General features: G+C 40.5%; 15 protein-coding genes and 2 pseudogenes. 6 read left to right on the top strand and 11 right to left on the bottom strand.

The genetic code is table 11. From position 1 onward, the window contains the following. Positions 1 to 75: 75 nt before the first annotated feature. Together AOX59_RS09145 and AOX59_RS09150 are read right to left on the bottom strand one after the other, a co-directional pair. Positions 76 to 1185 (bottom strand): oxidoreductase, encoded by a 1110-nt coding sequence (locus tag AOX59_RS09145; RefSeq protein WP_068444912.1) that lies wholly within the window; start codon positions 1183 to 1185, stop codon positions 76 to 78. A 730-nt stretch (positions 1186 to 1915) separates the two neighbouring features. Beyond that, positions 1916 to 3304: an IS4 family transposase gene (locus tag AOX59_RS09150; RefSeq protein WP_068444914.1), complete on the bottom strand. Its 1389-nt coding sequence runs from the start codon at positions 3302 to 3304 to the stop codon at positions 1916 to 1918. Positions 3305 to 3515: 211 nt separating this feature from the next. Between AOX59_RS09150 and AOX59_RS09155 the strand changes: the two genes are divergently transcribed. After that, positions 3516 to 4487 carry an SDR family oxidoreductase gene (locus AOX59_RS09155; protein WP_068444915.1) on the top strand — a complete coding sequence of 324 codons (972 nt, stop codon included), beginning with the start codon at positions 3516 to 3518 and terminating at the stop codon, positions 4485 to 4487. A 259-nt stretch (positions 4488 to 4746) separates the two neighbouring features. Here the strand turns inward: AOX59_RS09155 and AOX59_RS09160 are convergent, their stop codons facing one another. Continuing rightward, complete coding sequence (locus AOX59_RS09160) at positions 4747 to 5880, bottom strand: zinc-dependent alcohol dehydrogenase (protein ID WP_068448231.1); 1134 nt, start codon at positions 5878 to 5880, stop codon at positions 4747 to 4749. A 207-nt stretch (positions 5881 to 6087) separates the two neighbouring features. Between AOX59_RS09160 and AOX59_RS20020 the strand changes: the two are divergent. Together AOX59_RS20020 and AOX59_RS20715 are read left to right on the top strand one after the other, a co-directional pair. Further along, positions 6088 to 6348: pseudogene (locus tag AOX59_RS20020) on the top strand (recombinase family protein); the annotation flags it as partial. A 7-nt stretch (positions 6349 to 6355) separates the two neighbouring features. After that, positions 6356 to 6526 (top strand): annotated as a pseudogene (locus AOX59_RS20715) (helix-turn-helix domain-containing protein); the annotation flags it as partial. 316 nt (positions 6527 to 6842) lie between these two features. Here the strand turns inward: AOX59_RS20715 and AOX59_RS09170 are convergent. Beyond that, on the bottom strand, positions 6843 to 7241 hold the full coding sequence (locus AOX59_RS09170) for a hypothetical protein (RefSeq protein WP_156418670.1): 399 nt from the start codon (positions 7239 to 7241) through the stop codon (positions 6843 to 6845). Positions 7242 to 7738: 497 nt separating this feature from the next. Here AOX59_RS09170 and AOX59_RS09175 point away from each other — a divergent pair, with 497 nt between their 5' ends. After that, positions 7739 to 8293 carry a helix-turn-helix domain-containing protein gene (locus AOX59_RS09175; protein WP_156418671.1) on the top strand — a complete coding sequence of 185 codons (555 nt, stop codon included), beginning with the start codon at positions 7739 to 7741 and terminating at the stop codon, positions 8291 to 8293. A gap of 43 nt (positions 8294 to 8336) precedes the next feature. Here the strand turns inward: AOX59_RS09175 and AOX59_RS09180 are convergent, their stop codons facing one another. Then, entirely contained in the window at positions 8337 to 8621 is a 285-nt protein-coding gene (locus AOX59_RS09180) for a putative quinol monooxygenase (RefSeq protein WP_068444924.1), read from the bottom strand. A 188-nt stretch (positions 8622 to 8809) separates the two neighbouring features. On the opposite strand from AOX59_RS09180, the gene AOX59_RS09185 reads away from it, so the two are divergent. Beyond that, positions 8810 to 9478, top strand: coding sequence for a type 1 glutamine amidotransferase domain-containing protein (locus tag AOX59_RS09185; RefSeq protein WP_068444926.1), 669 nt, complete (start codon positions 8810 to 8812; stop codon positions 9476 to 9478). A 248-nt stretch (positions 9479 to 9726) separates the two neighbouring features. Here AOX59_RS09185 and AOX59_RS19630 read toward each other — a convergent pair whose 3' ends face one another. The 4 genes from AOX59_RS19630 to hmpA all read right to left on the bottom strand — a co-directional run bounded on the left by AOX59_RS19630 (position 9727) and on the right by hmpA (position 11917). Beyond that, entirely contained in the window at positions 9727 to 9870 is a 144-nt protein-coding gene (locus AOX59_RS19630) for a hypothetical protein (protein WP_156418672.1), read from the bottom strand. A gap of 74 nt (positions 9871 to 9944) precedes the next feature. After that, a complete protein-coding gene (locus AOX59_RS20275) occupies positions 9945 to 10283 on the bottom strand; it encodes a hypothetical protein (RefSeq protein ID WP_237049401.1) in 339 nt (112 codons plus the stop codon). A gap of 177 nt (positions 10284 to 10460) precedes the next feature. Continuing rightward, the gene (locus AOX59_RS19635) at positions 10461 to 10628 is read right to left on the bottom strand and encodes a hypothetical protein (RefSeq protein ID WP_155554891.1); all 168 of its coding nucleotides are present in this window, start codon (positions 10626 to 10628) and stop codon (positions 10461 to 10463) included. A gap of 44 nt (positions 10629 to 10672) precedes the next feature. Continuing rightward, a complete protein-coding gene (hmpA, locus tag AOX59_RS09195; protein WP_068444927.1) occupies positions 10673 to 11917 on the bottom strand; it encodes an NO-inducible flavohemoprotein in 1245 nt (414 codons plus the stop codon). Positions 11918 to 12390: 473 nt separating this feature from the next. Here hmpA and AOX59_RS09200 point away from each other — a divergent pair, with 473 nt between their 5' ends. Beyond that, positions 12391 to 12642: a hexameric tyrosine-coordinated heme protein gene (locus tag AOX59_RS09200; protein WP_068444929.1), complete on the top strand. Its 252-nt coding sequence runs from the start codon at positions 12391 to 12393 to the stop codon at positions 12640 to 12642. 176 nt (positions 12643 to 12818) lie between these two features. Here AOX59_RS09200 and AOX59_RS09205 read toward each other — a convergent pair whose 3' ends face one another. Further along, positions 12819 to 13802: a polysaccharide deacetylase family protein gene (locus AOX59_RS09205; RefSeq protein WP_082684298.1), complete on the bottom strand. Its 984-nt coding sequence runs from the start codon at positions 13800 to 13802 to the stop codon at positions 12819 to 12821. Between the two features lie 27 nt (positions 13803 to 13829). Continuing rightward, positions 13830 to 15407, bottom strand: coding sequence for an FAD-dependent oxidoreductase (locus AOX59_RS09210; protein ID WP_068444931.1), 1578 nt, complete (start codon positions 15405 to 15407; stop codon positions 13830 to 13832). Positions 15408 to 15516 lie beyond the last annotated feature (109 nt).

Here is a 15516-nt window from a genome sequence, read left to right on the forward strand (position 1 = left end):
TACGGAAATAAGATTAAAATAAGCCGTCTATATCAAGGGCTATCAGGATATAGACGGCTTTCAGACGTTTTCGTTTTATTCGACGGTGTCCGCATTCAGCTCATGGTCTTTAACATACGCAATGGGCAGTAACGTACTTTTAAAATCAAAGGCTTTCAGTTCTTTATCTCGTTTGACTCGGTTAGGCAAGTCAGGGTTTGCAAGCGCACTAGTTCCTAGAGATACGAAGTCGGCTTCATTTTGGTGAAGGACGTTGTTTGCGGTTTCCGGGTCTCCAAGCTTACCATTCGCAATAACAGGGAGTTTTCCGTAATCCTTAGCGGCCTTCGCTAATGTCTTAGTACCTTCACCAAACGCAGGGGCTGTTCCATTACCGTCCGTAACGTGAATGTAATCTAAGGATGCCTCACCAAGTTTAGAGAAAATGGTCTCAGCCGATGATTCACCCCCCTGCCACTTATGCTTGGAATCGGATACCTTGATTTGTGAGATGCGAATGCCGACAATATAATCCTCGCCGACAGCTTGGCGTACATCATTTATAACTTCCAGCATCAACCGAAGGCGATTTCCAAGTGAACCGCCGTATTGATCTTCACGATGGTTGAGGTAGTCAGTTAGGAACTGATCTAACAAATATCCATTAGCGCCGTGAAGTTCGATGCCGTCAAAACCAGCTTCTTTTGCATGAAGCGCCCCATTCACAAAGGCCCTTTTAACATCATCAATATTTTGTTTTGTCATTGATTCGGGCGTTGGAAAGGGGCCGGAGCCGCCATAGAATTCCAATTGTTCTCCTTTTGGTGGAATCTCAGATGGGGCTATGGTTTCATTCACGTAGGCATTTCCTTGAGATTGACCGCCGGCATGCATAAGCTGGGCAATGAATAAGGTGCTATGATTGTGAACGGCATCAACGATAGGTTTCCATGCTTGTACATGTTTGTCATTGGCTAGACCTGGTTGGTTATCATAACCCTGACTGTGACTTTCATCGAAATAAATTCCTTCTGTAATAATGGTGCCAAAACCACCTTTAGCAAACCGTTCATAGTATTCCTTCATACGGTTATTGGCGAGCCCATCTTCTTCCGCGCTCACACGAGTCATAGGGGAAACAATAAAACGGTTCTTAATATTGGTATTTCCGATATTAAAATCTGAGAATAGGTAATCGTATGCCATGTCTATAACTTCCTTTCTGTGCGATGTCAATCAAATTTTAGGTTTTATGTGTATGAATATCAAACCATGCGCTCACAGTTATTATGTTATAGACGTGTTCACCGTTTCAAAAATAACAGGAACATGTTTATGGTGAGGGTGAACAATGGGTATTTTTGCACAACCCCTCGAAAAATCAAGACTAAAATGAAAAAATATCAGAAGAAATAAGGTTCCCCACTTTGTGTATATGAACACAAAGTGGGGAGGTAGTTCCAAAAACTGTCTACAGAAACAGTTTTGTGTTGTTCGACAATCTCGCCCTTTATGGAATAAACAATATATTAATTTTTTCCTTATAGGGGGATCGCCACATGCCCATCAAGCTAAGGTAAATCATTACCCCCCAAAACGATAAAACGCTATTCTTTCTGTAAGGGGGTGAACAGTATTACGGACGGGATCAAGTCCCTCGGGCCAGATCGTTCTACCCCGGCTACTTAAATCATTTACTCCATATAAAAAAAGTTCAACCAGAAATGACTGGTTAAACTCATAATACGATCGGGCCAGAATGTGAAGTAAAGATCCTTGCCCTAAAGATCAGTTCAATAAAGAAAAAGAGTGCCTCTTTTGAAGAAGAATACGCTTTTTGTTGGAAAGTAAGCAAATTTTTTTACTTTACTCAACTTTCGGACACCAAATTCGGAACGCAAACCCTGATATGTAAAGGATGATTCGTATTCTTTTATCAGGCCGCACCTGGATCCTGCAATGGTTTTTGTAAAAAATCCGGCAGCTTATCATAAAAGCGGTCCAGGAATTGTTGAATCTGCTGATCGGTCAGCAGGAATTCATCAGCTAACATCGAACCCAATAATTCCAGAATGGTCAAAAGAGCTTCGGCGAAACGAATATCCTCAATTTCGTCGCAGCACACGAAGAACAACTGGCCGATGGTTTTAGGATCTTCCTCTTCCCTGGAACTGACAGCGAGCATCATATAGCGCAGGAAAACAATGGTTGTGTGAGCCGTCAGGGCATCATAGCTGCGGCACTGAAATTCTTTTGCCAGTTTCAGGTTGGATTTGGCAACCTTGAAAAAGCATTCGATGGCCCAGCGTTTCCCGTAGATCTGAACCACGTCTTCCTCGGAATGTTCCAAATTTGTTGTAAGCAGAGCCAACCATTGTTTGGAACGGTTTCGATCACGTACAAAGACAATGCGGGCCTGGATGTCATCATCGTTTTCATCGGGGCCTATCCCGACAAGGATAGAGGAAAGGATTTTCGCACGACCACGTTTTTTACGCACCTTTTTATAAAGCTGGTTAAGGGTATAGGACTTCCCCTTGTAGGTGTAGTGGATCTTTGGCGAACGCTTGATCATGCAGACCACATGCAGCGGATAATTCATGACCACTTTTTTAATGATGCCGGGATACGCGAACCAGCTGTCAAAGAGAAGCGTTTTGGCACCAAGCTTTACAGGATTAATCGCATCCAGCAGCGTAAACATGGTTTCTGTTCCTTTTCGCAATGCTTCCTTCCGACGACGATATCCGACTGTTCGTTTATCGATAGCCGGATTGATTTCCTGAAAACGGTTTTTAGCTTTTTTCGAGCTCAACAGGGAAAAGGAAAGCGGCAGGAATGTGGCACCATCCGACCAGCCCAATGTGAGCATGCGAAAACCTTTGACATAATCGCCGGTGGTATGATCTTTCACGCGGGATAAAAGTTCCACAGCCTTACTGCGGTTGCGGCCATACGTGGAATCATCCAATACCAGAACGCGCTCCCGGTCACCTGATGTCAACGGAAGGATGTACTTTTCGATAAGATGTTCGCCCACATCCACAAGAAGCTTGCGCCAGTTATAGGTCGTCCGTTTCAAGAGATCATACACAGCGTCTTTGTGCAACGATTTGGATGGACGTCCGGATTCAAGTGTTCGATACAAGTTTTTACCTTGCAGCACAAGTGAAAAAATGAATTGAACAATCAGTAACGCAGAGACGCCTTTTTCTTTGTGAATGTTGGCCTGATGCAGAAAAGTACCAATCTTGGCCTGTTTAAAAAAACGGGTCACCCGGGAATTCAGCTTTTCATTTTGATCAGAATTTGGTAAAGTAGCCATAGAAAACATCCTTTCTTTGGTTTTGGTTTGGTTACCTATATTTTACCAAAGAAAAGGGTGTTTTTTTATACTTTTTGATAGAAAAAGGACGATAAGTGCTGACTTGGCAAGCGTTTATCCTCGGTATTCAACTCCGAAAGTTGAGTACTTTATTTGTATTGGAGAACATAAACATTCTATAGAAGAACATTGTTTCTATAGGAGGTCTAACATGGATCAAAAAGATCAAACGCGCCAAATAAAGCAAATGCAACAGATGTTTCAAGAGTACATGAAAACGCAACCTTATCCGATGTACCCCAATTATGGGAAAATCACACGATACGAAGAAATCCCAATTAATGTACCTGAACAACGCCAGCTTCGCCATCCAGGAGTAGAAGGCTTGATGGTACCCCTTCCAATTATTGAAAACCCCAACTACAAAGGAAGTGGGAAGTTAACAGGAAAAGTTGCTCTCATTACAGGCGGGGATAGTGGTATCGGTGCAGCCGTAGCCATTGCCTTCGCAAAAGAAGGCGCTGACGTTGCCATTGCCTACTTAGATGAACACGAGGATGCAAACAGAACAAAAGCGAGAATTGAAGAACTAGGGCAACGCTGTTTATTGATGCCAGGTGACTTGCGAGACAAAAAACAGTGTATCGCCATTGTAGAACAAACAGTAAATACGTTCGGGCGTCTCGATATTCTCTGTAACCATGTTGGTATTCAATTCCAGCAACTAAGCCTACTTGATATTACAGACGAGCAATTCGATGACACCTTCAAAGTGAACATATACTCTCATTTTTATACAACGAGAGCAGCGCTTCCTCATTTAGGGCCAGGCAGCTCCATCATTGGCACCTCTTCCGTCGTGACGTATGTAGGTGAGCAACAAATGATTGATTATACAGCCACAAAAGGTGCAATAGTTGGTTGGACACGTGCTTTGGCTAAAAATGTCGTAAAACAGGGGATACGAGTCAATGCCGTCGCTCCCGGCCGAATTTGGACGCCACTTATTCCAGCAAGTTTCTCATCAGATCAAGTCGCAGTATATGGAGCATTTAATCCAATGGAACGCGTTGCCCATCCATTTGAACTTGCACCAACCTTTGTCTATCTAGCATCTGATGATTCAAGTTTTGTTACTGGTCAGGTCCTTCATGTTGACGGTGGAGAATCCACACATTCCTAAAGTCAGGAGGCTATAATCTTGAGATATGAATTTAATCCAGAGGTAAGGCTATTACTAGTGAACCATTCGGATGAAAAAGTAAAGATGGTATATATGGAGGATTCTTGGTTAATGCCCAAAATTGGGCTTAGACCACCTTATTATTGCTATCCAATTTACAAACTTAATTATCCAATAATCTAAATAATTTACAGGCAAAAAGACTTCTATACACCGTATGGAAGTCTCTTTCATTAATTTTTATATCGGAAAGGAAAATTTACGGTTTTAAAACGACTTTTATACAATCGTCCTCACGATTATTAAAAATTTGATAACCATGACTGGCTTCTTCAAGGGACATTTTATGGGTGATGATCTCTCTTGGGTCAAACTCGTTATTCGTTATTTTTTCAAATAGTTCAGGCATAAAATGAATGACGGGTGCTTGGCCCATTTTGAGATTGATATTTCTAATCCAAAATGCACCTAATGGAAACACATTATAGTTGCCTCCGTAAACACCTGTTAATTGGACCGTTCCATATTTTCGGACAGCCTTTGTAGAAATTTGAATAGGTCCAAGGGTTCCACCCTGTAGCTTTAACTTCTGTTCGAGAAATTCCAAAGGTGATTTTTTTCCATCCATACCGACACAATCGATGACGACGTCTGCACCGCCATGAGTAATTTCTTTTAAATGTTCGCCCATATCGGGGTATTTTGTGAACTCAAATACCTCAACATTGTTCATCTTTTTCGCATGATTGGCCCGGTAATCCAAGTAGTCCACCGCTATCACACGTTTTGCGCCTTTCATCCAGGCAAATTTTTGTGCCATTAATCCAACGGGTCCACATCCAAGCACAATAACAGTATCACCTGATTTTACTCCTGCATTTACTACACTCCAATAAGCAGTTGGGAGAACATCGGACAAAAAGAGAAGTGATTCATCTTCTAGTTCGCATGATTCCGGTAACACAAAGGGGGTAAAGTTTCCAAAAGGAACTTTTAAATATTCAGCCTGACCACCTGGGTGGTTACCGAACTTCTCAGTATAACCAAAGTATCCGCCAGAATCATAGTGAGGGTTTGAGTTATCGCATTGGCTTTCCATTTCATGCTGGCAATAAAAGCAATGTCCGCATGAAACATTAAAGGGAACGACAACACGGTCTCCTTTTTTTACTTTTGTGACTTCAGGTCCAACTTCTTCTACAGTACCCATTGGTTCGTGGCCAATAATATATCCTGGGGGTAATGGCATGTTACCTTGATATAAATGCAAATCAGATCCGCAAATAGCAGTAGAAGTAATCTTAACTATAATATCGTCTTTTTTTTCTAATTTTGCATCCTCTACTTGGTTAACCTGTACATGCTTTGGTCCTTGGTAAGTTACAGCTTTCATCATTGTTTGGCCCTCCTAATTCCTTAACATTTTCTGTTCCACTCTTAACTATGTTCAGCTAAGAAAGTAAATAATATACCTGGAAAATGATCAAACTTTTTTATAAAAATTGTATAGTAATTTACAAAGAATGAATTCGTTTTGATCTTTTAAAGCTACAGCTGATCGGTTTTACCGTTCAGTCCATTTTTATTTCATTAGGGTCTAATAGGAATGGATATCATTTTTGAAGAACAATTATCCGGGGCTATACAACAACGACCAGAGCTGCAAAAAATGTTGGAAGGTCTTCAGGAAGAGGATACCATTTATGTTACAGACCTTACCCGAATTACACGAAGTACGAGAGACTTATTTGAATTGGTCGATGACATCAAGCAAAAGAAAGCAAATCTAAAGTCTTTGAAAGATACCTGGTTAGATTTATCTGAAGACAATCCATATAGTGAGTTTTTAATGACGGTCATGGAGTGAAAAAATTTGTAAGATCACAAACGTATCAAGGTCAGCTTTGTACAGAAAACTGTCTGAAGAGAGGTACAAGAAGCCAACCACACCAATAAGTAAATATTTCCCAGATCGACCCCTCAATCTACGAATCGTTTCCGTACCCCGAAAAGAGGCGCCCCTTTTCATGAAGACTTGATTTCAAGATAATATTAAAAACGACCTTCCGCTATGGGGGTGCTCCGAGATACGTACAAAAATAGGACATAGTGTGGAAAAACCTTTAGGTAGCCGTGTTTACTCGGAAAACCATACAACACAAGGTCAATTGTGTTGTATTAAACAGGATCTAAAGAGGACAATTAACTTTTCGCAACACAATTTAATCTTTAAGTCCATTTTTTCATGCAACACAATTGGTGTCGGAGAGATATGGATTTATTTTATTGCTATGTCCTAAAATTACAGGTATCTCGGAGTAACCCCCTATGGTCCCATTACACAAAGACTTGTAATCAAGATATATTAAGCGTTGCCCGACGAAGTATCTCCCCGTATAAGATCATAAGAGCACCTATAACTGCACATACTGCGGTAATGATAATTGCCCATCGGACGCCCAAGGTGCTCATCAAGATTCCAAAGACCATTGGAGCCAATGCCGCCCCCATAAAAAAACCCATTTGCAACCAACCTAAAATCTTTACCGGACTAACGGATAGAAGCCGAATAGCTGCAGCAACTAACAAACCATTCCAGCCAAAAAGACCAATAACTGTGACAAACGAACCTAGCAAAAAGAGACTAGGTACATGGAATGAAATCAAGACAAGCCCGAGCATTCCCAAAAGCATCATTCCAATGACGAAAAGAACGTTGATGTCTGGACGTTGGTCAGCAATGAATCCTGCCACAATCCTGATCAATGCCGCAAGGCCACTTATAGCCAAAGGGGATAGTAGTACCTGCCCAGTCCAGTTCTACTGTTAACCGGCTTTCTATCTCAGGGCCTAAAAATGATATTGTCTGTAGAATTGACGATAGCTATTCTGCTTGTCGTCATTTCTTCGACAATTCAAGCCATATTCTGTTCCACAAAAGTGTCGGGTCTAGACCTGGTTTGTCTAATTCTTTAAAAATGTACTCGTTATACGGATAAAACCATTCCTGAGAATTCTATCTGTCATGTCCCCTTGAAGCAATCTGTTCTTCACCGTCTCGAAAACAGCGAATGTAAAAATACAGAGGCAGCCTAACATCAGACAATCTCTACCAGGAAAATCGGAGGGGGTGTTTTACGTTTCAAGTAAATTTCAAGTCTATAGACTTTCACTAACATAAAAAAACTTCGGGTCTTCACCAAATAAAGTGGTTTAAGCACATGAAATGAAAGAAAAGCAGATTCTCCTTTATGGTAAAAGTAACCAACCAAACCAATGAAAGGAGAATCTGCTTGTATCATCAGTTTATCATTGAAATGATTGATCTTCCAGATTTTAAGCTGAGGCAAATGGTCAAACGTTCTTATGGCTGGGTAGCTCTTTTAGAACCTACTCCGCGCTGTTTTCTTTGTCCCATTTGCGGGCGTAAAAGTATTGCTCACAAGCGCCAAAAGAAAAGAACCCTTCGCCATCGAGTCATTCCTCATTTTGGTTTCATTCATGTCGAAGTGCCTGTTTATCATCAACAGTGCACGACATGCCTTCACGTGTGGAGTGTACAGTGGCAAGGGGTTCCTCAACACGGAAAAGTAACGGATTTATTTAAGAAAGCCGTGGTCACTCTGTGTCACGAGTCCGCCCTCCAATCGGTTGCTAATACGCTCAGAGTGCCTTACACCACGGTGGAACGCTGGTATTACCAATGGGCTGAGGAGGAAGTGGAAAACCTCCATACCATGCGAACGGATCCCACGGTCGTGTGTTTCGGAGGGGGGATGAGTTTCACTGTGGTAACGGGTGAATAAACAAAAAGGAAGCTGTCTCACTGAAGACAACTTCCTTTTATTACTAGATTTTTTTGTACTTAGAGACGACTCTTGACTCAATCAAGTCTTCGGTATTCTCACGATAAGTTTTATAGTGGTCTGTAACGATATGTTCTTGTACGGCTTCCTCATCTTCCCACACCTCATAGATAAGCAGGGTATCGTCTTCCATTGATTGATGAAGGTCATATTGAATGCAGCCTTTTTCTTCCCTTGAAGCTATCTTTACTTTCTTGAGTTCCTGGATCAATGTTTGTGTTTGATCTTGCTTCGGCTTGAAAACGGCTGTTACGACTATGTTTGTCATCCTGTATCGCTCCTTATTATTTTTATCAACCTTACCATATGAAGTTTAGTTTTCGTATAAATGCGAACTATGCATTCAACTATAATGTGAGCAAATGATTTTCGATTTCTTCTATATAGATGGTATAACATACATGTGGTCAGATGAAGACTACATCAAAATGGATCCAATTGAAGGAGGCAAAACCAATGAGTAACAAACGAGTACTAATGGTTGTAACCAATCACACCAAGATTACAGACGATCACAAAACAGGCCTATGGCTGGAAGAATATGCGGTGCCTTATAACGCCTTCAAAGAACAAGGCTACGATGTAAAAGTAACAAGCATCCAAGGTGGCGAAGTTCCACTGGATCCAAACAGTATTCCCGAAGAGGATGTAGCAGAGTGGGCTGAAGCTCAGGAGCAACTGAAAGATACAGCAAAGCTTTCTAAAGATGATGCAGAAGGTTTTGACGGCATTTTCCTTCCGGGTGGACATGGAACCATGTTCGACTTTCCGGAAAATGAAACACTTCAATATGTGCTGAAAAAGCATGCAGAGGAAGGCAATGTCATTGGCTCTGTTTGCCACGGACCAAGTGGCCTTGTGAATGCAACGTACGAAGACGGTACGCCAATTGTTAAAGGCAAAACTGTCGCTGGCTTCACAGATTCTGAAGAAATCGGCATGGGCTTAGATGTTCATATGCCATTCATGCTTGAGACTGAGCTTCGCAACAAAGGAGCGAACTTCTCTAAAGGGGAAGACTGGACAGCTCATGCGGTTCGCGATGGTAACTTGGTTACAGGTCAAAACCCGATGTCCAGTGAAAGTGCAGCTGAAAAAATGGTTGAAGCACTGAATGAAAAATAATAGATTTTCTGAAAAGTCTCCTCTTAAAAGAGGGGACTTTCTTTATGAAAGAATAGCCGTCATTAAGAACTAATGAAATGGAACTATATTTTATTAGTTGTTCTTTATCACTAGTGTTGCATAAATAACATCAGAAAATTCAATTTATTTATTTTTACTTCGCAGGGCCAAAAAAGGAAAACCTGAACGAAAGGTGGCTCTGTCCATTTGGTAATTTTATACACTTAGACAAGAGGGACAACGACCGCTTACTTTTCTAAGGGACTGCGCGGCCTTTTAATCGCCTTACCCATTGGTAGGCCGGTTTCCATACCATACGCTTTAACCAGCGACTGATCTGCAGCACTTTTCTTTTGCTTCCGGTTTCCAACTGAATCAAGACGCGGAGTCATACCCACCTCTCCACGTAAGGTCCTATCGTTGAAAACTATAATTTCGTACTGTAGATAATGCTTCCATAAAGATATTAAACTGGTATTTTTGATTTCTTTAAGAACGTTAAATACGACGGAAAACCATAATGTAGATAAGGGCGCTTTAACGGAATAAAGTGGCGCCCTCTTTTTGCTGTGCTGAGTAGTTTTCCAACTGGGAATATATGTATTATTCTGCCTTTTCGGGGGGTGTGCAAAAATAACCAAATAGCAAAAATCTCTACAGTGTCATCATTATTGGCTTTCATCCAACGACCGACTAGGCGTGAACCGTATTTTAACTGAGTAGGTAAGTTTGTTTTATTGAAATGAGTATTAAAGGTTTCAACAAACTCGCTTTTTACAATATAAAATTTTCTCCTATAAAACATTCAAGTCCCTCTCCTTTGCTATTTCTTATTCCGTTTTTGCGCCCGTTTGCTTAATACCAATTATTCCAAAACAAGTAATCCAGTTCAATTATTTTCACCAAAATAAAGGCACCTACCTTTAATTCAAGATAGGTGCCTATTCAAAAACTTCTTTTAGTTGGTATTAAGGAATAATATTTAACTATTTTTTTGTCTTTCTTCCAGCATCTTTTTTAATTCATCTTGCCCCTTCCGAACGATCTCAATCTCTTGCTCCAATGTCTGTAATTTATCTGTTAAAGGGTTTAATGCCTCTTGAAGCATTTCTTGCAAGCGTTGTGTTTTTTCATTTTCTTGTATTTTCATAATTATATTTCCTCTCCTCCTTCAAATAGGCTACGTATTCTTCTCTAACGTGACGTTGTTACGGATGGCTTTTCAGATTTCTGTTCCTCAAGAATACTGACGGGACTAAATACTTCATAATGCATTTGTTTTTCTGGTACGCTCCAATCTTTGAGAGCCTTATTAACAGCCTTCATAAAAGGTACTGGACCGCAAAAATAAAAGTCAGCCTGGTTGCTTGGTAAGATAGATTTCAACCAATCCAAAGTGATAAATCCTTCTTTATCAAAGTTTTGCATATCTCTATCTCTTGCAGTGGGACTATCATAGCAAACATAGGAGTTTACGTTTTGATATTCGGAAGCTAATTGCTCAACATGTTCTTTCATCGCATGGACTGAGCTGTTTTGCGTTGCATGGATATAAGTCACAGATTGCCCTGTTTCAGCTAGTGTATTTAACATACTCATGAGAGGAGTTAGCCCAATGCCCCCACTAATCAAAACAACTGGCAGATCTTCGTTACTAATTGAAAAATCACCGGCCGGGACAGCAAAAGGCAACGTATCCCCTTCCTGTACATGATGATGCAAATAGTTTGAGACAATCCCATCAGGTACCTTTTCATTGCCTTCTTCCCGTTTGACACTAATTCGGTAATAGTCTTTGCCCGGTGCATCAGATAAACTGTAATGTCTCATATGAGTGTACGTTTCACCTTCGATATCTGCTTTTAACGTCAAATACTGTCCAGGTTCATACGAGGAAATCGGCTGTTGATCCTCTGGTTTTAAATAAAACGATGTTACAAGGTCAGTCTCTTTAACCTTCTTTACAACACAAAAGTCACGAAATCCACGCCAACCACCAGATTTTTGTTCCTTCCCCTCATATAGATCATGCTCAATATTTATAAATGCATCAGCAATAGTGTTATAAGCCTCGCCCCATGCGTCAATTACTTCATCTCTAGCTTTATCTCCAAGAACATCTTTTACGGCCTGAAGAAGGGCTTCACCGACAATAGGATATTGGTCTGGTTTGACGCCTAGGGCAACGTGCTTTTCAGCTACCCGCATGATCAGCGGTTCAATATTCTTTAAATGGTCTAGGTTTTCACCGGCCGCATAAACAGCGTACGTCAATGCTTCCTGTTGCAACCCCCTTTGCTGGTTGGTTTGATTAAACATATTGTATAACTCTGGAGCACTTGAAAAAAGCAAGTTATAAAAGCGCGTCCCTATTTCACGGCTATGATCTTTTAATACAGGTGCTGTCGACTTAACAATGCTGAGTTTAGTTGAATTCATTTTATGATCTCCTTTCAGCCTAAAAAGTTTTAGTCTTATAATCCCCTATAGAGCCAAGACTTTAAGTTTTTTTCATCTACTTTTTACCTTACTAAAAGAAGATCTTCTAACTCTGTGATATGAATCACGATATATCAATTTAAATTGACAGTTATGTGGCATTCATAGCGCATTTGCTGAATAATTCATAGAATTGGGTTTCCATATACCAACCTAAAAGTATGCAATCTTTCTTTCGGATTTGTGCTTTTTTGTTAAACATAGTGGTTAGTTGTCGAGGCCAACGCTATATTATTAATCTTGGAACAACGAAAGAACCAAACTGGCGCTAAATAATCTCTGATTTAGCTGATGAATTTCACTGATATGGTAGATGTCAAGCTTTTATGTATTCATTACGCAATTAAAAACAGACACTTGCCGGCTTGCATGCGCATATGTATATCAGTATATATGCAAAGGAAGTGAACCACATGTCGAATGATCAGCTGCAAATGCTGCTAACACAAACGCCAGAGGAAGGGTTTGAATTAGCTGTTAAGCTTGCGCAAAAAGGGGTGGAGATTACACAGCCTTCTGAAGAGATTAGGCAAATGTTGCGTCCGGTATATTCCAGAAATGCGGATAGCTTAATAGCAGTATCTCAAGTTGTCGCAATCCATTTTCAAACAGTAGCTGCCGCAAATAACTATTGGAGGATGCAGACACCACAATACTGGTACTGATAACACTTAACTAATGAGATCAGGCGCAATTTATAGGAAAGTTGCGCCCCTTGCATGAATTGTTATTCCGTAAACTGATCCATTTCCGCAATACAGGACGCCAATCTTTATTCATGAATGACTTCCGATGGTTGGACGATAATTTGTCTTAGGTTTTCCTAATAGAGATATAGACATTACAATCCATGTTTAATTATTCCCGGAACACTTGGTACATCAATGCGTTCTTCATCCATCAGTTCACTGACAGAACCCACTTGATACCCTTTCTTTTTAATTCCTGATAGCATTGTCTTTAGTCCCTTTGCCACCGGTTTTGTTGGGTGCATCAGGATCATTGTGCCGTTCTTCACTTTTGACACAACCCGCCTGACCATTTCTGAGGCTATAGGCTTCCTCCAATCCACTGTGTCAACTGTCCAAAGGATTGTTTCCATACCAAGCTGATCGGCAATTTCAACTGTTGTTTTATTATAACTTCCACTTGGCGGGGCAAACCATTCAGGCTTTATGCCAAGTGTTCTTTTAATGATATTATTCGTTTTTTTCAATTCCCTTATTGTCTCTGATTTTGACCGTTGATTTAAATCAGGGTGGCTAAAGGCATGATTCCCGATTTCGTGGCCAGCCTGCTTAATTGTTTTTGCAAAATCGGGATTTTTTTTAACCCAGCTGCCATCAAAAAAGAATGTGGCCTTCACCCCGCTATTCTTCAGAACCTTGAGAATCTCTGGGATATATTCATTGCCCCATGCAACATTAATTAAAAGGGCGACCATTGGCTTTTGTGGATTTCCCCGGTAAATAGGTGCGGAATCAAGATCTTCAAGGTGGACATCTGGCGGTATTTGTTTATAAACAAGTTGATTTACGTCAAAATGACCATCCTGTTCCATGATGTTATAACTGGTTTTCACATCCACAGCCAACCCATTATACCCTGGAATCGCTACCCATATGTTATCAATACGTGCATCAATTGCCGGAATTTTATGTTCCTTATTGTACGCTTTAATTTTCTTGTAAAGGGCATTATTTTTAATTTCCTTTGCAGTTACAGGTGATCCCATAGCCCACTGTTCGGAAAACATGTTCAAAGGATTAAAAAATGTTCCAAGCAACGAAAGCATTATGGCAAAGGATACCAGGGATTTTAAAATGCCTTTTTTCTTCACCTTTTCTCACCCCTAATAACCGGATTCCTCAGATGTCAGGTTTTCCAGCATTTGATAATCATGGCGTTTTAATGGCTTTTCCGCTGGACCCTCAATTACCTCACCAGTATAGGTGAAACGCGAGCCGTGGCAAGGACAATCCCAAGTGCGCTCACCACTGTTCCACTCAACCTCACAACCAACATGTGTACAAGTTGTGTCAACGATGTGCACCGTACCCCCTTGATCCTTATACGCTCCCTTCCTTTGTCCTTTAATACTTATAACGGCAGCCTCGTCATTAGCTAAATCCCCAACTGTTCTATTAGGAATTTCAAGTTTTCCTTTAATTAAATGGCTAACAACGTCTGCATTGTCCACGAAAAAGTTTTTCAGACTTGGATTCACAGAAAATCGTGATGGTGCAAATAATTTATGGTAAGCATTTGTTTTGCCTAAAATGCTTGATTGAAATAACAAAGCGGCAACTGTTCCATTTGTCATCCCCCATTTACGGAATCCTGTTGCAATCATAATATTCGGCTGATCAGAAGTTATCGGTCCAATAAAAGGTACCTTATCCTGTGTAACAAGATCTTGTGCAGACCACCGATACGGTATTTTGTCCACATCAAAAACATTTCGACTGAAACGTTCTAAAGCCTTGTAATGCTCCATTGTATCCATACCCTGCCCTGTTTGATGGCTTTCCCCAACAACCAAAACCATATCTTCCCCATTTATTCTTACAGAGCGAAGGGAACGTACAGGGTCATCTGCACTAACATATATACCACCTGGGTAGTCTTCTTTTGTCTTAACTGCGAGAATATAGGAACGATCAGCATGCATTCGTGCCGAATATAATCCCATTCCCTCATAAAATGGAAAATGGGAGCAAGCTATGACATGATTTCCCGTTGCGCTTGCTCCATCGCGGGTAAGGACTTTTGGATGTTTTCCAGTCTTTACATTTACACAAGGTGTGTTTTCGAAAATTTTCCCGCCTTTATCCACAATCTCTTGAACCAGGTGAGCTAAATACTTAAGAGGATGAAATTGTGCTTGATTTTTCATGACCAAGCCCTTTTTTATATCAATATTGAAAGGAATACTGTCCACCATTTCGCCGTCAATTCCAAGCTTTTCATAAGCCTTTGTCTCATTCTCAAGTTTATTGGCGTATTTTTCTGTAGTGGCATATAGGTATGCATCCTGTTGGCTTAGCTCACAATCGATTTTCTCCTCTTTTACTGTATCTTTAATAAAATTCAGTGCCTTCATGTTTGCTTCGTAGTATAATCTTGCTTTGCTTTTACCGATATTTCGAATGAATTCATCATAAATCAAACCATGCTGTGCTGTAACCTTGGCAGTAGTATGACCGGTGGTGCCGTTTAACAATTTATTTGCTTCTAATAATGCAACTTTAAAACCTTCATTTGTTAAAAGATAAGCTGTGGTGATACCGGTAATACCACCACCAACAATCACAACGTCCACTTGTAAATCCTCTTTCAATTGAGGGAAATCCATTTCATCAACAGAATCCCTCCAATATGATTTTGTTGATTCCGGTAACTGCCCGTCTGTGTGACCTTTATCAGGCATTCTAATACCTCCGTATTTAATGTTATTCCATATTAGAATGTCCATGCAGAAGTATATTATGCTAGTGGTTCGTCATAATAAAGAAGAAAACGTGCATAATAACATAAGA

This window comes from Lentibacillus amyloliquefaciens (assembly GCF_001307805.1).
Classification (GTDB): Bacteria; Bacillota; Bacilli; order Bacillales; family Amphibacillaceae; genus Lentibacillus; species Lentibacillus amyloliquefaciens.

Excerpts from the sequence above, each read along its gene's own strand:
- hmpA (WP_068444927.1), bottom strand. The coding sequence starts at position 11,917 with ATGAATTCAACTAAACTCAGCATTGTTAAGTCGACAGCACCTGTATTA.
- AOX59_RS20275 (WP_237049401.1), bottom strand. The coding sequence starts at position 10,283 with ATGTTTTATAGGAGAAAATTTTATATTGTAAAAAGCGAGTTTGTTGAA.
- AOX59_RS09145 (WP_068444912.1), bottom strand. The coding sequence starts at position 1,185 with ATGGCATACGATTACCTATTCTCAGATTTTAATATCGGAAATACCAAT.
- AOX59_RS09155 (WP_068444915.1), top strand. The coding sequence starts at position 3,516 with ATGGATCAAAAAGATCAAACGCGCCAAATAAAGCAAATGCAACAGATG.
- AOX59_RS19635 (WP_155554891.1), bottom strand. The coding sequence starts at position 10,628 with ATGAAAATACAAGAAAATGAAAAAACACAACGCTTGCAAGAAATGCTT.
- AOX59_RS09185 (WP_068444926.1), top strand. The coding sequence starts at position 8,810 with ATGAGTAACAAACGAGTACTAATGGTTGTAACCAATCACACCAAGATT.
- AOX59_RS09180 (WP_068444924.1), bottom strand. The coding sequence starts at position 8,621 with ATGACAAACATAGTCGTAACAGCCGTTTTCAAGCCGAAGCAAGATCAA.
- AOX59_RS09150 (WP_068444914.1), bottom strand. The coding sequence starts at position 3,304 with ATGGCTACTTTACCAAATTCTGATCAAAATGAAAAGCTGAATTCCCGG.
- AOX59_RS09175 (WP_156418671.1), top strand. The coding sequence starts at position 7,739 with ATGGTAAAAGTAACCAACCAAACCAATGAAAGGAGAATCTGCTTGTAT.
- AOX59_RS09200 (WP_068444929.1), top strand. The coding sequence starts at position 12,391 with ATGTCGAATGATCAGCTGCAAATGCTGCTAACACAAACGCCAGAGGAA.
- AOX59_RS09210 (WP_068444931.1), bottom strand. The coding sequence starts at position 15,407 with ATGCCTGATAAAGGTCACACAGACGGGCAGTTACCGGAATCAACAAAA.
- AOX59_RS09160 (WP_068448231.1), bottom strand. The coding sequence starts at position 5,880 with ATGAAAGCTGTAACTTACCAAGGACCAAAGCATGTACAGGTTAACCAA.
- AOX59_RS19630 (WP_156418672.1), bottom strand. The coding sequence starts at position 9,870 with ATGACTCCGCGTCTTGATTCAGTTGGAAACCGGAAGCAAAAGAAAAGT.